We start from the raw sequence: 13,611 nt of genomic DNA on the forward strand, positions 1-13,611 counted from the left end.
CCTTTCTCACGTGATTTGATGGATAGCGCTGAACTCATGTCCAGTTGCTACCTATTGTAAAGCTCACGGCGAGAAAATGCGTCGATGGCTCTCGGAATTGATCCCGGGGCGAACCCGCAATTTCGTGAAAGACCCAGCGAGGTGCGCAGCGCATCTGAAGTCTGTGAAGCGAGATGGTGGAATCCGCTATGCAGCATAGCCGGGCACTCCTTTTTATTATCGTAGCGATCATCCTGCGAACCAATTAATGGAACGCAGCGGCGCTTGTTGAAAAAAGCATAGCCGAGACGAAAGCGCTTGCGCAAGCGCTTTTCTAACATCCTTTTCATGTTCTCTTTGATCGGGGCTTCCCTAGGGAATCGACATGGAAGTGCTTTTTGGAGAATTCCTCGAACGAAAAGGAAAGCGCTTGCGCAAGCGCTTTCCTTTCGACTATGTTGCTCAAACAAGAACACCGATGAGAGGTTTCAACTGCTTCTCAAATCGGTAGATAAGGAGTTAACAGCTATGCTGAGCACTGGATCTGAAAGCCCCCCTCCTGCCCTATTGGAAATGCATTCCATATCGAAGTCATTCAATGGGGTACGCGTCCTGCATGACATTGACCTCAGTATTTTCCCTGGACAAATCCACGCGCTAATGGGCGAAAACGGCGCCGGAAAATCCACTCTGATGAAAATACTATCGGGGGCCTATGTCGCCGACAGTGGCACCATACGAATCGACGGATGTGATATTCGAAACTATGGCGTGAACGATGCGAAGCGCCATGGCATATCCGTCATCTATCAAGAGCTCAGCTTGTGCGCGAATATGAGCGTGGTGGAGAACATCTACCTGGGTAGAGAGATTCGACGATGTGGGGTTATAAACCGCAAGGCAATGACCGAAGGCGCGCTCGTAGTACTAAAGCGACTTGGCGTCACATTTGATCCGCACGCACTGGTCGGTACCTTGTCGATTGCGGACCAACAACTTGTTGAAATCGCGCGTGCAATTCATGCCGATACGCGAATCCTGGTGATGGACGAGCCTACAACGCCGCTCTCCACAAAAGAGACCGAAAGTCTTTTTACATTGATTCGCCAGCTACGTGATGATGGCGTCGCGATCATCTATATCAGCCATCGAATGGCCGAGATATACGCATTGTCCGATTTTGTTTCGGTGCTCCGGGACGGTCATTACGTTGGTTCGCTGGATCGCGTCACGCTGTCAGCTGAAACCCTGGTCCGGATGATGGTTGGCCGCGATGTTTCCGGCTTCTACGCCCATGAGCGACCTTTGTGCTCTTACGAGCAACCGATACTACGTGTTCGCAATCTTACAGATGACTTCAAAATTCAGGATTGCAGTTTCGATCTGTATGCCGGCGAAATTCTCGGGATTGCAGGACTGGTGGGTTCTGGAAGAACCGAACTTGCCCGATTAATCGCAGGCGTCGATGCGTACTCCGGCGGAAAGATTGAAATGGACGGCGAAGTTGTAGTCATACGCTCTCCTCGCGATGCAGGTAATGCAGGTATCGTCTATCTGACAGAAGACCGCAAAGCACTGGGCCTTTTTCTCGACATGAGTGTCCACGACAATATCAATGTATGTGTTGTGGGAAGTGATGCTCGATTTGCGGGGCTTGTGGACCGAACGGCCGGAACTGGACGTACCGGACAAGCAATCCAGGCACTCAATATCAAAGCGTCCTCAGATATCAATGTTGGAGCGCTGTCCGGAGGCAACCAGCAAAAAGTTTTGCTGGCTCGTCTGCTGGAGATGAAGCCCAGAGTATTGTTCCTCGACGAGCCTACATCGGGTGTCGACATTGGGGCTAAATCAGAAATATATAAAATCATCAATGCATTAGCAGCATCCGGCGTTTGCGTAGTGGTAATTTCAAGTGAACTACCAGAGATCGTTGGAATTGCCGACCGTGTATTGGTCATGTGTGAAGGTAAACTTGTCACCGAACTCGGTGGCCACAGCGGTCTTGATATCACACCTGAAGCCATTATCGCGTTTGCCACAGGCAGCGACAGGTTGACTCTAGCCAACGGAGACTTAGTCCAATGACTTCCCCACTGCAAAGCAAAGTAGCAAGTGACTTCACCACGCCTGGTGTACGAAGCATCGCCGGAGCTTCCAAGCAGGATAAAATGCGCCAATTGATGAGAGTAGCGGGCATGCTGCCCGTATTGTTACTCCTTTGTGTAGGCTTTGGCCTGATGAGCGAGAGCTTTTTCTCGGTCCAGAATTTCTCAATCATCAGTCAGCAAGCCTCTATCAACGTGGTATTGGCGTCAGGTCTGACTTTCGTGATTTTGACAGGTGGAATCGATCTTTCGGTTGGTTCGATTCTGGCTGTTTCCGCAGTAGTGGCGCTATTGGTATCGCAAGTTCCGGGGTTTGCTCCCCTGGCCATTGCTGCGGGGCTTGGAGTCGGACTGCTGCTAGGGCTCGTCAATGGTGTATTGGTCGCTTTTGGAAAGCTACCGGCGTTTATCGTCACGCTAGGCGGATTGACTGCGATGCGTGGAATCGCACGTCTCATCGGCGAAGACAAAACGGTTTTCAATCCCGACCTGTCCTTTGCTTACATTGGAAACGATACGTTGTTCGGGGTGCCATGGCTGGTTGTAATCGCGATAGTAGTGGTTACTCTTTCGTGGATTATTCTTCGACGTACGGTGTTAGGCGTACAGATTTACGCAGTGGGCGGCAATCCTGAGGCCGCACGGTTGTCGGGAATCAAGGTCTGGAAAGTCCTGCTATTTGCTTATGCCCTATCCGGTTTGTTGGCGGGTGTGGGGGCTATCATGACTTCCGCTCGACTGATGGCTGCTAACGGACTGCAAATGGGACAGTCTTATGAACTCGACGCTATCGCCGCCGTTATTCTGGGAGGCACGCGTTTTACAGGAGGCGTCGGCACCATCGTCGGTACGCTAATTGGCGCCCTGATTATCGCTACACTTTCCAATGGCCTGATATTGCTGGGAGTTTCGGATATCTGGCAATACATTATCAAAGGTGTTGTCATCATCGGAGCGGTAGCCCTCGATCGCTTTCGGCAGTCAGGTGCACGAACCTGAATCATATATAACCCCCCACACTCCAATAACAAGAGACAGTTCTCATGAAAAAAATAATATTGACCGCTGCTTGTACACTACTGGCATTTAGCAACGCTCAAGCGCGAGAGTTGAAATCCGTCGGGATAACTGTTGGCTCGCTGGGTAATCCTTATTTTGTAGCGATGGTAGATGGCGCCAAGGCCAAGGCACTGCATATCAATCCAGCCGCAAAATTTATCTCGGTGTCGGCAGATTACGATTTGAATAAGCAGTTCACTCAAATCGATAACTTTATTTCTTCGGGCGTAGACTTGATTCTTGTCAACGCCGTCGACCCTGTAGCAATCGCGCCTGCGATTGCTAAAGCAAGGAAGGCAGGCATAGTGGTTGTGGGCGTAGATGTCATGGTGCAAGGTGCCAACGCCACGGTACAGACCGATAACGTCGAAGCCGGCCGGATTGTATGTCAGTACATCTCTGAGAAGCTGGGTGGCAAGGGTAACGTTATTATCCAGAATGGTACCCAGACTTCAGCAGTCTTGGACCGAGTCAATGGCTGCAAGAGTGTTTTCGCACAGGCACCCGATATCAAGATACTGTCTGATAATCAGGATGCCAAAGGCTCGCGCGAAGGTGGCTACAGCGTGATGCAAGGCGACTTGACTCGCTTTGCAAAAGTCGACGCGGTGTTCGCGATCAATGATCCCCAGGCCATAGGTGCAGACCTGGCAGCAAAACAACTCAAGCGCAAAGGCATCATTATCGCATCGGTGGATGGGGCTCCCGATATAGAGACTGCGCTCAAAAGCGATACACAGATCCAGGCATCCGCCTCTCAGTCCCCTTGGGGCCAGGCACAACAGGCCGTAACGATGGGTAATGACCTGTTGAATGGCAAATCTTTGGAAAGCACAACGGTACTGCTTCAACCCTCACTGGTAACACGAACCAATGTCATGGAGTACAAAGGCTGGCAAGCTGACCACTAAGTCAAGTGACATAGGAGTCTCTAGCCACCTCTGTAATGCGGGGAATGGCTGCTGCGAGTTGCTCGCAGCAGCCGAACGGCATGAAGATCCCTAGAGGGGCGAACCTGTGGGAAGCCTGAGCGACGGCTGCTGACGAGAGATTTGGCATGTTTACCAAAACAGACACAATAGTAAGCACAGAGTTACTCAACTACGTTAAGGCTCTGCCTGGTAATCGAATTGTCGTTGCGCTAGCGGGGCCGCCTGGTGCCGGTAAGTCCACCGTCTCCGAGGCCTTGGTAGAGGCCCTTAATAGCGTTATGCCGGGGAGCGCAGCTGTCGTTCCCGGGGATGGCTTTCATTACGATGACGCGGTTCTTGGATCCTTGAACCTTTTAGATCGTAAGGGCTCACCTGATACATTCGATGTGGGTGGCTTCAGGAGTCTGCTGCTACGGCTTCGTGCGAACAACGAACCAGCGGTTGCCGTTCCGGTATTCGATCGAATCCTGGAGATATCCCGTGCTGCAGGACAATTGATTTCCTCTGACGTGAAATATCTCATCGTGGAAGGAAACTACCTTCTATTGGACCTCGCCCCATGGTCGTCCTTAAGAGACTGTTTTGACGCCACCATAATGCTGCAGGCTGACCGCAAAACCCTGGAAGCGCGCCTGCTTGATCGATGGCGTTCATTGGGTTTCGATGAGTCTACTTCCTATGAAAAAGTTCATCGCAACGACCTTCAGAATGCCGACATTGTGATTTCGGCCAGCCATATCGCTGACTTCACGATCACAAATTAAGAACCCACTTTCTCTCCTTTGAGAAAGAATCACGCCGTTAACCCTTAGCTAGCTTTTTAACGCTAACAGGGCGAACTTTTAAAGAGCGAATGACTATGTATCTGGTATGTGGTGAAGCGTTGTTCGATTTCTTCAGTGAAAACGACGCCAACGCTCAAGCTTCAAAAGTGAACTACAAAGCGATTGCCGGTGGTTCGCCGTTCAATGTCGCCGTCGGCTTGCGCCGTCTGGGCATCGACGTGGCGCTGTTCGCCGGGCTGTCCAGCGACTACCTCGGCCGGCGTTTACAGCAAGTGCTGCTGGAGGAAGGCGTGCGCCCGGACTACCTGCAGGACTTCGACGCACCGACCACCCTGGCGATGGTCGCCGTCGGTGCCGATGGCTCGCCGCATTACAGCTTCCGCGGCGAAGGCTGTGCCGATCGCCAGCTGTTGCCGGGGCATTTGCCTGAGTTAGGCGCTGAGGTGCGTGGGTTGCATATCGGCTCGTTCTCGCTGGTAGTCCAGCCGATTGCCGACACCCTGCTGGCCTTGGTCCGCCGGGAAAGCGGCAAACGCCTGATCAGCCTCGACCCCAACGTGCGACTCAACCCAGAACCGAATATCGAACTGTGGCGCGAACGCATCAGCACTCTGGTCGAGCATGCCGACCTGATCAAGGTCAGCGACGAGGACCTGAACTTGCTCTACCCCGGGCGTGATCCGCAGAGCGTGATCCAAGGCTGGCTGGAACACCGCTGTCAGTTGGTATTCCTCACCCGTGGCGGCCAGGGCGCGACCGTGTTCAGCCGCCGCCATGGTACCTGGTCGGTGCCGGCCCGTGCCGTGGTGATGGCCGATACCGTGGGCGCCGGCGACACCTTCCAGGCGGCGTTGATCGCCTGGCTGACCGAACAGCAGCTGGATTCGGTGGAGGGTTTACAGCGCTTGAGTCGCGAACAGATCGACGCGATGCTCACCTTCGCCGTCAGCGCCGCCGCCCTGACCTGCGGCAAGACCGGGCCGGACTTGCCTTATCGGCATCAGTTGGATTGATATCCGGTCAGGATCTGTATCGCGGGGATGGCAGTTTTCGCGAGCTAAACGCCATCACCCGCTGTCCTGTCTGTAACGATGAGGGGCTCGATGCCCCAGTCGCCAGGCAAATTCCAATCTTCTCCGAACATCTCGGCTGGATGCATCGTACGCTCGGAGCCATTGCCGCATGCCAGGGACTTGGCCGGACAATACCGGTCGCATCCCCAACAGATCCGCTCGGGGTGCTTGGGGTTGATGGGAAAGTTCTTGGCCATTTCGATCCCCGATCATTGAGAGACGTTCTTCCAACCTACAGCCTTTGTGCAAAACCATCCTTGATGGATATCAAGCCCGAGCCATCGGTTTAATTGCTCGAAACTTGATAATAATCATTATTGTTCGCAGCAAAGCTTCCTAGACTCGGGTTCTTACTCGTCAGTGCTCAGGAAGACATTATGCGTACCCACCTCTCACTCGCTCTGCTCTTGCTCGTACCGCTGGCTCACGCAAAGGAATACCCGATCGGGGCACCACAGTTGTGTCCCGGGCTGGAAGTCGGGGCGGTGTATTTGCAGCCGATAGAAATGGCACCTGCGGGGATGATGCGCGCGACCGCGGATTCCGACGTCCACCTGGAAGCTGACATTCGGGCCACGGCGGACAATCGACAGGGCTTTCAGGAAGGCAGTTTCGTGCCCTACCTGAACGTCTCATTCAACCTGAAAAAACACGGCAGCGACCCCGAGATCAAAGGCGACTTCCATGCCATGGTCGCCAATGACGGCCCGCACTATGGCGACAATGTGAAGCTGCTGGGGCCGGGCAAATATCGGCTGACCTTCACCGTGCTGCCACCCACCGGTCACGACTCCCTCGGGCGTCATACCGATAAGGAAACCGGTGTAGCGCCCTGGTTCGAACGCTGCGAACTGCACTACGAATTCATCTACGCCGGCATCGGCAAAAAAGGCGGCTATTGAATGAAGCGCCTGCATCTTGCCTGGCTGATTGTGGCCGGAACAGTTGCGCCGTTGACGGCCCATGCCGAGTTGCCGAGCTACGAACTGACCCTGCGCGATGGCCACTTCTCCCCTGCCTTGCTCGAGGTCCCGGCCGGACAGCGCTTCAAGATCGTCCTGAAAAATAGCGGTCAGGGGCCGGCCGAGTTCGAGAGCACGCCGTTGCGGGTTGAAAAAGTACTGTCGCCGGGCGTGACAACCTTCGTCGTCATTCACCCGCTCAGGCCCGGCCGCTATCCCTTTTTCGACGAGTTCAATCCGCAATTGCCCGAGGGCGGCATCCTCGCGAATTAACTGTTAGCGCACGGAGTTTTCATGAATCAATCAATGTTCATCGTCTGGCGCGAAAGCGTCGAGGCGTTGCTGGTGATCGGTATTCTCCAGGCCTGGGCCAGCCAGCAAGCCCAACGTAATCGTCTGGTCAAATACCTCTGGGCGGGAGTAGTGCTGGGGTTGATGCTCTCGGGCCTGCTGGCGGTGTTGATTCTGTTTGCCGGTGAGGCCATGAGCGGGTCGGCCAGCGAATGGTTCCAGGCCGCACTCGCGCTGGTTGCCAGCCTGTTGATGGTGCAGATGGTGGGCTGGATGCATCGCCACGGGCGCACCCTCAACCACGATTTGCGACGACACGCCGATAGCCATCTGGCCCGGCAAGGTGGCGCAGGTCTGTTACTGCTGGCCATGCTCGCGATCAGCCGCGAAGGCAGCGAAACGGTGGTTTTTCTCTATGGCGCCGGTGCCCGTTTGCGAGGTCCGCAGCTCGGTTTGTTTGCCGTCGGCGGCGTATTGGGGCTGGTGCTGTCAGCGCTGACCATTACGCTGCTGCACAGCAGTCGCCGATTCATTTCATGGCAACGATTTTTTGCCATCAGCGAAGTCATCTTGCTCATGCTCGGCGCGGCCTTGCTGGTCAGCGGCACCGAGCGAATCGGCGGCCAATTGCTCGCCCTGGATGTGCCGGACGTGGTTTACAACCTCATTGGCGAAGCGCTTTGGGACAGCAGCACGTTGCTGAGCGACAGCCATGGATTGGGTGGCTTTCTTGCAGGGTTCGCCGGTTATCGGGCAAGCCCCAGTGGCCTGACCTTGTTGGTGTGGATCGGTTATTGGCTGGCCATCGGCGGCTGGCTACGGCAACGGACTGCGGAAAACCTGCCATGCCCGACCTGAGCCGACGCGATCGATGGCTCCAACGACTGGGCAACGGGATGCGTCGCCATGCGCCCGTCATCCGTGCGGTGCAGTGGGCTGTTGTAGTGTTTTACGCGGTGCTGTTGGTGACCCCGGCGCTGTTGCCACTGCCGGACAGCCAGGCACGGATACTCGACAACCTGACTTTGCTCGCGCAGTTTTTATTCTGGGGGATCTGGTGGCCGTTCGTATTGCTGTCGATGGTGTTCTTCGGCCGACTCTGGTGCGGCGTTCTGTGCCCGGAAGGTTCGCTCAGCGAATGGGCCAGCCATTACGGTAAAGGCCTGGGTGTGCCGCGCTGGTTGCGCTGGGGCGGCTGGCCTACATTGGCGTTCTGCCTGACGACCCTCTACGGCCAGTTGATCAGCGTCTATGACTACGCCCAGGCCGCGCTGTTGATTCTGGGCGGTTCAACCGTCGCAGCGGTCATCGTCGGGTTGTTGTTCGCCCGGGGCAAGCGGGTCTGGTGCCGTTACCTGTGCCCGGTCAGCGGCGTCTTCGCCCTGCTCGCAAGGCTGGCCCCTGTGCACTTTCAGGTCGATGAACAACGTTGGCTAGAAAACGCCGCACCACGCCTGCCGCCGCCCAACTGCGCTCCCCTGCTCGATATCCGCCGCCTGCAAGGCGCCAGTGATTGCCACGCCTGCGGACGCTGCAGCGGGCAACGCGGTGCCGTTCAGCTGATCGCCCGCTCCAGCAATCAGGAGATTCTTCACGCGACGGCGCAGACGCTATCCCCTTGGGACGCACGCTTGCTGCTGTTCGGCGTGATCGGCTTGGCCATGGGCGCATTTCAGTGGACGGTCAGCCCATGGTTTATCACCCTCAAACAAAACCTGGCCCAGTGGCTGGTGGAACACAATCAGCTCTGGGCCTTACGGGACAACGCCCCCTGGTGGTTGCTAACCCATTACCCGCAACTCAACGACAGCTTCAGTTGGCTCGACGGCTTCAGCATCGTCGCTTACTTGAGTTTAAGTTCAATCGTGCTCGGCACAGCGTTGATGCTGCTCCTGCGACTGACGGCCCGACTGGCGCGAGATCGCGCACTGTATTGGCCTCTGGCGCTGACACTCACGCCCCTGGGGGGTGCCGGACTGTTTCTCGGGCTGTCGGCCACCACCGTCAAATTACTGCGTTATGAAGGTCTGCTGCTGGAGTGGGTACAACCGGCCAGGGCCTGTCTGTTATTGGCCGCGATGGGCTGGAGCCTGCTACTGGGTTGGAAACGGCTGAGTCGCGAAAATCTTTCCCGGGTGCGACGCGGGTCTGCCATTGCTTGCCTGCTACTGGCCGAAGGCATGGTGGGATTTGGCTGGTGGTTGCAATTCTGGGGCTGGGCTTGAGTTCTCCCACCCCCCGTTACCCCCGCAACACGAAGGCTGGAAACAACTCGCGCATGGCCTCCCACAACTCTGGTTGCAACGCTTGAGCCGAAACGCTTGGCAGCATTGGATCGAACATCCGCTCGGTGCGAACCAGTTGCACGGCGAAGCGTTTGACGCCGAGTGCATTCAAGCGTTTGGCCAGGATCAGCAGACGCGCCGGTTCGAACAGATGCCAATGCACGGTGGTGCGACATTCGTAGTCGACACCACTGGCCAGCAGATGCTCGAGGCTGCGCCAATTGGCAGTCCCACTGCCCTCGACCCGAGTGATGGCCTCGCAATCTTCAGGCAACGCCTTGACGTCGAAACCGACCCAATCCGCCCCGGTCAATGCCTTGGCGAACGCGGCCGGCTTGATCCCGGCGCTGTGCAAGCCGATGCGAAATCCCATGTCCCGCACTTCGTCCATGGCGCCGAGCAAGCCGTCCTGCAGGGTCGGCTCACCGCCGCTGAACACCACAGCATCGAGCAAGTCCTGACGACGTTGCAGAAACGCCAACACCCGCCGCCAATCCACTTCCTCACTGCCACGAGGGGGAATCAGCTGCGGGTTATGACAATAACGACAACGCCAGGCGCAACCCTGGCAAAACAGCACGCAGGCGAGCTGTCCCGGATAGTCGATAGTGGTCAGGGGCACCATGCCCCCGACCCGAAGCATTCGACTCATTGGCGCCCGGCCAGTGCCGCGCTTTCAGTGAAGTGCATCCGCTCACGGTGCTCCGACTGTTTACCCGGATTGAACGCCGACACAGGACGGTGATAGCCCATCACCCGGGTCCAGACTTCGCAGCGTTGACGTTGAGCCTGGGGCAGTGTTTGCGATGCAGTCATGGTGAAGTTCCTTGCGGTTGAGTGGATCGAAATCAATGAACAGCGGCGGCTTTCTGCTCTTGTAGCAGCAGAACCTCGTCGCATTTGGGGCAGAACTCATGCTCGCCATCGAGGTAGCCGTGCACCGGGCAGATGGAGAACGTCGGGGTCACGGTCAGGTACGGCAGGCGGAAGCGGCCAAGGGCTTTTCGTACCAGTTGCTTGCAGGCCTCGGTCGAGGAAATTCGCTCGGCCATGTACAAGTGCAGGACCGTGCCGCCGGTGTATTTACATTGCAGTTCGTCTTGAAGTTCCAGCGCCTCGAAGGGGTCTTCGGTGTAGCCCACGGGCAGTTGCGAGGAGTTGGTGTAATACGGCGCTTGTGCACTGCCCGCCTGGAGAATGTCCGGATAGCGCTTGAGGTCTTCCTTGGCGAAGCGGTAGGTGGTGCCCTCCGCCGGTGTTGCTTCCAGGTTGTAGAGATGACCGGTTTCTTCCTGAAAGCGCAGCAATGTGGCGCGCACATGGTCCAGCAGATTCAGGGCAAACTGCCGACCATGTTCGGTGTGCATGCCCTCCTCGTCGCCAGTGAAATTGCGCAGCATTTCATGCAAGCCGTTGAGGCCGATGGTGGAAAAATGGTTGCGCAAGGTGCCCAGGTAACGCTTGGTGTAAGGGTACAAACCGGCATCCATGTGGTGCTGAATGACCTTGCGCTTGACCTCCAGGCTCTCCATTGCCAGTTCCATCAGCGTGTCCAGGCGCTGCAACAAACCACTGGTGTTGCCCTTGAACACATAGCCCAGACGCGCGCAGTTGATCGTCACCACACCGAGTGATCCGGTCTGCTCCGCCGAGCCGAACAAACCGCCGCCACGTTTGAGCAACTCGCGGACATCGAGCTGCAACCGGCAGCACATCGAACGCACCTGATTGGGTTGCAGATCCGAATTGAGGAAGTTCTGGAAGTACGGCAGGCCGTAACGCGCCGTCATCTCGAACAGACGGTCGGCGTTTTCACTGTCCCACGGAAAGTCATGGGTGATGTTGTAGGTCGGGATTGGAAAGGTGAACACTCGCCCTTTCGCATCGCCAGCCTGCATCACCTCGATGTACGCGCGGTTGAGCAGGTCCATTTCGACTTGCAGGTCGCCATAGGCAAACGGCATTTCCTCCCCGCCGATGACGGGTATCTGCTCACGCAAATCCTGCGGGCAAACCCAGTCGAAGGTCAGGTTGGTGAATGGCGTCTGAGTGCCCCAGCGTGACGGCACATTGAGGTTGTAGATGAACTCCTGGATCGCCTGGCGCACCTCTTGATAACTCAGCTGGCCCTTGCGCACATAGGGTGCCAGGTAGGTGTCGAACGAGCTGAATGCCTGAGCACCGGCCCATTCGTTTTGCAGGGTGCCGAGGAAATTCACCATTTGCCCCAGCGCGCTGCTCAAGTGCTTTGGCGGACCGGCTTCGACACGCCCCGGCACACCGTTGAGCCCCTCGTGCAACAGGGTGCGCAGCGACCACCCGGCGCAGTAGCCGGCGAGCATGTCCAGGTCGTGTACATGCAAATCCGCCTCGCGGTGGGCCTGGCCGATGGCCTCGCTGTACACCTCGTCCAGCCAGTAGTTGGCGGTGACCTTGCCCGACACGTTCAACACCAGCCCACCCAGGGAATAGCCCTGATTGGCGTTGGCCTGTACTCGCCAGTCTTCACGGTCCAGGTACTCGTTCATTGAGGTCGCCACTTCGACCATGGTCCGGCGATCACGGCGCAAACGCCCGTGTTGTTCGCGGTAGACGATGTAGGCGCGCATGGCGAAGAAAAAACCGGCGTCCATCAACACCCGTTCAACACGATCCTGGATCTGCTCGACATGCAGCCTTGGCAGTCCGTCCAGCCGAGCGAGTACCGCCTGAAGCAAACCTTCAACCTCAACCTCGGCGTACTCCCCGGTTGCCTTGCCGGCGGCGATCAACGCCTGACGGATCTTGTCCGCATCAAAGGCGACCAGACTGCCATCGCGCTTGTGCAAGCGGTTACATCCTACTGAGATCAGCGTGCTCTGCATTCGGCCTCCAGATACTACATATAGATGTTTATAGACAAACAAACACAACATGCAGTGAAGACTACGGACAAAGGACTGATCTGCAATTGATCGATATCAAGATTTGCCGGTGAAAAACCGCCCGATGACGGCAAAAGAAAATCCAATGTGGGAGCGGGCTTGCTCGCGAAGGCGGAGTGTCAGTCGACATTAATTTAGACTGACACTCCGCCTTCGCGAGCAAGCCTGCTCCCACATTAGGTTTCCGGTGTTTTATGAACCGTGCAGGTAATTCAACCACCGCTCATGTTCATGAACCGCACAATCTGCACCTCCCCTTCCGGACTGAAATCGTGGCGCAACGGCTTACCGCGCAAGGCCTTCTGCACCGCATTGATCACGGGCTGATCATCCAGCGGATAACGCCGCAACAATCCTCTTAAATCCAGCGCGTCCTCCTGCCCCAGACAAAGCAACAGCTTCCCTTCAACAGTCATCCGCACCCGATTACAGCTGCCACAGAAATTGTGACTGTTGGGTGAAATGAAACCGATCCGGGTGTCGGGATGGCGTTCCAGACGAACGTAGCGCGCCGGTCCGCCGCTGTTTTCAGTGCTGTCGAGTAACCGGTGACTATTGGCGATCAGTGCCCGTACCTCGTCGCTGGAACAAAACGATTCGCCCCGGGAACGCCCGACATCGCCCAAGGGCATTTCTTCGATGAAACTGATATCGATGCGCTGATCGATGGCGTATTGCACCAATGCCGGGACTTCATCGAAGTTGCGCCCTTTCATCACCACGCAGTTGAGTTTGATCCGTTCAAACCCCGCGTCCCGCGCCGCTTCGATGCCGTTGAGCACCTGATCGAGATCGCCGATGCGGGTGATCGCGCGAAATTTCTGCCCGTCCAGGCTATCGAGGCTGATGTTCATTCGCTTGACCCCCGCCTCCGCCAATGGCCGGGCCAGGCGGCTCAGTTGCGAGCCGTTGCTGGTCATCACCAGTTCACGCAAACCGGGCAGCGCGGCGATGTTGCGGCACAGTTCGACAATGCCCGGACGAATCAGCGGCTCGCCGCCGGTGAGGCGAATTTTGCGTACGCCCAACCCGACGAACAGCGTTGCCAGACGCTGCAACTCTTCCAGCGTGAGGACCTGCTGACGCGGCAGGAAGGTCATGTTTTTCGCCATGCAATACACACAGCGAAAATCACACCGGTCCGTCACCGACATCCGCAGATAATCGATCTGCCGCCCAAAACCATCCTGCATCACAGCGTTCATCACATCTC

Annotated in this window: 15 protein-coding genes; 9 read left to right on the forward strand and 6 right to left on the reverse strand. The window is 56.6% G+C overall.

Annotated features, from left to right (window positions below; all coding sequences use genetic code 11):
* Positions 1–47 precede the first annotated feature (47 nt).
* The gene (locus IC37_RS28760) at positions 48–329 is read right to left on the reverse strand and encodes a hypothetical protein (RefSeq protein WP_143519138.1); all 282 of its coding nucleotides are present in this window, start codon (positions 327–329) and stop codon (positions 48–50) included.
* 178 nt (positions 330–507) lie between these two features.
* Between IC37_RS28760 and IC37_RS01795 the strand changes: the two genes are divergently transcribed.
* From IC37_RS01795 to IC37_RS01815, 5 genes are all read left to right on the forward strand, one after another.
* A complete protein-coding gene (locus tag IC37_RS01795; RefSeq protein ID WP_030130756.1) occupies positions 508–2,067 on the forward strand; it encodes a sugar ABC transporter ATP-binding protein in 1,560 nt (519 codons plus the stop codon).
* Positions 2,064–3,086 carry a ribose ABC transporter permease gene (locus IC37_RS01800; RefSeq protein ID WP_030130755.1) on the forward strand — a complete coding sequence of 341 codons (1,023 nt, stop codon included), beginning with the start codon at positions 2,064–2,066 and terminating at the stop codon, positions 3,084–3,086. Before IC37_RS01795 ends, IC37_RS01800 begins: the two co-directional genes overlap by 4 nt.
* 44 nt (positions 3,087–3,130) lie before the next feature.
* On the forward strand, positions 3,131–4,057 hold the full coding sequence (locus tag IC37_RS01805; RefSeq protein WP_030130754.1) for an ABC transporter substrate-binding protein: 927 nt from the start codon (positions 3,131–3,133) through the stop codon (positions 4,055–4,057).
* A gap of 146 nt (positions 4,058–4,203) precedes the next feature.
* Positions 4,204–4,842 (forward strand): nucleoside triphosphate hydrolase, encoded by a 639-nt coding sequence (locus IC37_RS01810; RefSeq protein WP_030130753.1) that lies wholly within the window; start codon positions 4,204–4,206, stop codon positions 4,840–4,842.
* Between the two features lie 95 nt (positions 4,843–4,937).
* Entirely contained in the window at positions 4,938–5,876 is a 939-nt protein-coding gene (locus IC37_RS01815) for a carbohydrate kinase (protein ID WP_030130752.1), read from the forward strand.
* A gap of 44 nt (positions 5,877–5,920) precedes the next feature.
* Here IC37_RS01815 and IC37_RS01820 read toward each other — a convergent pair whose 3' ends face one another.
* Positions 5,921–6,133: a DUF3079 domain-containing protein gene (locus tag IC37_RS01820; protein ID WP_030130751.1), complete on the reverse strand. Its 213-nt coding sequence runs from the start codon at positions 6,131–6,133 to the stop codon at positions 5,921–5,923.
* 180 nt (positions 6,134–6,313) lie between these two features.
* On the opposite strand from IC37_RS01820, the gene IC37_RS01825 reads away from it, so the two are divergent.
* From IC37_RS01825 to IC37_RS01840, 4 genes are read left to right on the forward strand one after another with little or no spacing between them, the layout of a single operon-like run.
* Positions 6,314–6,838 (forward strand): iron transporter, encoded by a 525-nt coding sequence (locus IC37_RS01825; RefSeq protein WP_030130750.1) that lies wholly within the window; start codon positions 6,314–6,316, stop codon positions 6,836–6,838.
* On the forward strand, positions 6,839–7,171 hold the full coding sequence (locus tag IC37_RS01830; protein ID WP_030130749.1) for a cupredoxin domain-containing protein: 333 nt from the start codon (positions 6,839–6,841) through the stop codon (positions 7,169–7,171). It abuts the gene before it with no gap.
* A gap of 21 nt (positions 7,172–7,192) precedes the next feature.
* The gene (locus IC37_RS01835; protein ID WP_030130748.1) at positions 7,193–8,047 is read left to right on the forward strand and encodes an FTR1 family protein; all 855 of its coding nucleotides are present in this window, start codon (positions 7,193–7,195) and stop codon (positions 8,045–8,047) included.
* Positions 8,035–9,414, forward strand: coding sequence for a 4Fe-4S binding protein (locus IC37_RS01840; RefSeq protein WP_030130747.1), 1,380 nt, complete (start codon positions 8,035–8,037; stop codon positions 9,412–9,414). The genes IC37_RS01835 and IC37_RS01840 overlap by 13 nt, the downstream gene beginning before the upstream one ends.
* Positions 9,415–9,430: 16 nt before the next feature.
* Here IC37_RS01840 and IC37_RS01845 read toward each other — a convergent pair whose 3' ends face one another.
* The 4 genes from IC37_RS01845 to moaA form a co-directional block, all read right to left on the reverse strand.
* On the reverse strand, positions 9,431–10,126 hold the full coding sequence (locus IC37_RS01845; protein WP_030130746.1) for an anaerobic ribonucleoside-triphosphate reductase activating protein: 696 nt from the start codon (positions 10,124–10,126) through the stop codon (positions 9,431–9,433).
* Entirely contained in the window at positions 10,123–10,290 is a 168-nt protein-coding gene (gene nrdD, locus IC37_RS01850) for an anaerobic ribonucleoside-triphosphate reductase (RefSeq protein WP_030130745.1), read from the reverse strand. Before nrdD ends, IC37_RS01845 begins: the two co-directional genes overlap by 4 nt.
* A gap of 32 nt (positions 10,291–10,322) precedes the next feature.
* The gene (locus IC37_RS01855) at positions 10,323–12,338 is read right to left on the reverse strand and encodes a ribonucleoside triphosphate reductase (RefSeq protein ID WP_030130744.1); all 2,016 of its coding nucleotides are present in this window, start codon (positions 12,336–12,338) and stop codon (positions 10,323–10,325) included.
* A gap of 272 nt (positions 12,339–12,610) precedes the next feature.
* Positions 12,611–13,603: a GTP 3',8-cyclase MoaA gene (gene moaA, locus IC37_RS01860; RefSeq protein ID WP_030130743.1), complete on the reverse strand. Its 993-nt coding sequence runs from the start codon at positions 13,601–13,603 to the stop codon at positions 12,611–12,613.
* Between the last annotated feature and the right edge of the window lie 8 nt (positions 13,604–13,611).

The organism is Pseudomonas sp. QTF5 (assembly GCF_000512695.2).
Lineage (GTDB): Bacteria > Pseudomonadota > Gammaproteobacteria > Pseudomonadales > Pseudomonadaceae > Aquipseudomonas.

Coding starts and splice junctions, on each gene's coding strand:
- IC37_RS01815 (WP_030130752.1), top strand. CDS start 4,938: ATGTATCTGGTATGTGGTGAAGCGTTGTTCGATTTCTTCAGTGAAAAC.
- IC37_RS01810 (WP_030130753.1), top strand. CDS start 4,204: ATGTTTACCAAAACAGACACAATAGTAAGCACAGAGTTACTCAACTAC.
- moaA (WP_030130743.1), bottom strand. CDS start 13,603: ATGAACGCTGTGATGCAGGATGGTTTTGGGCGGCAGATCGATTATCTG.
- IC37_RS28760 (WP_143519138.1), bottom strand. CDS start 329: ATGAAAAGGATGTTAGAAAAGCGCTTGCGCAAGCGCTTTCGTCTCGGC.
- IC37_RS01795 (WP_030130756.1), top strand. CDS start 508: ATGCTGAGCACTGGATCTGAAAGCCCCCCTCCTGCCCTATTGGAAATG.
- IC37_RS01830 (WP_030130749.1), top strand. CDS start 6,839: ATGAAGCGCCTGCATCTTGCCTGGCTGATTGTGGCCGGAACAGTTGCG.
- IC37_RS01805 (WP_030130754.1), top strand. CDS start 3,131: ATGAAAAAAATAATATTGACCGCTGCTTGTACACTACTGGCATTTAGC.
- IC37_RS01840 (WP_030130747.1), top strand. CDS start 8,035: ATGCCCGACCTGAGCCGACGCGATCGATGGCTCCAACGACTGGGCAAC.
- IC37_RS01835 (WP_030130748.1), top strand. CDS start 7,193: ATGAATCAATCAATGTTCATCGTCTGGCGCGAAAGCGTCGAGGCGTTG.
- IC37_RS01820 (WP_030130751.1), bottom strand. CDS start 6,133: ATGGCCAAGAACTTTCCCATCAACCCCAAGCACCCCGAGCGGATCTGT.
- IC37_RS01845 (WP_030130746.1), bottom strand. CDS start 10,126: ATGAGTCGAATGCTTCGGGTCGGGGGCATGGTGCCCCTGACCACTATC.
- IC37_RS01855 (WP_030130744.1), bottom strand. CDS start 12,338: ATGCAGAGCACGCTGATCTCAGTAGGATGTAACCGCTTGCACAAGCGC.
- IC37_RS01825 (WP_030130750.1), top strand. CDS start 6,314: ATGCGTACCCACCTCTCACTCGCTCTGCTCTTGCTCGTACCGCTGGCT.
- IC37_RS01800 (WP_030130755.1), top strand. CDS start 2,064: ATGACTTCCCCACTGCAAAGCAAAGTAGCAAGTGACTTCACCACGCCT.
- nrdD (WP_030130745.1), bottom strand. CDS start 10,290: ATGACTGCATCGCAAACACTGCCCCAGGCTCAACGTCAACGCTGCGAA.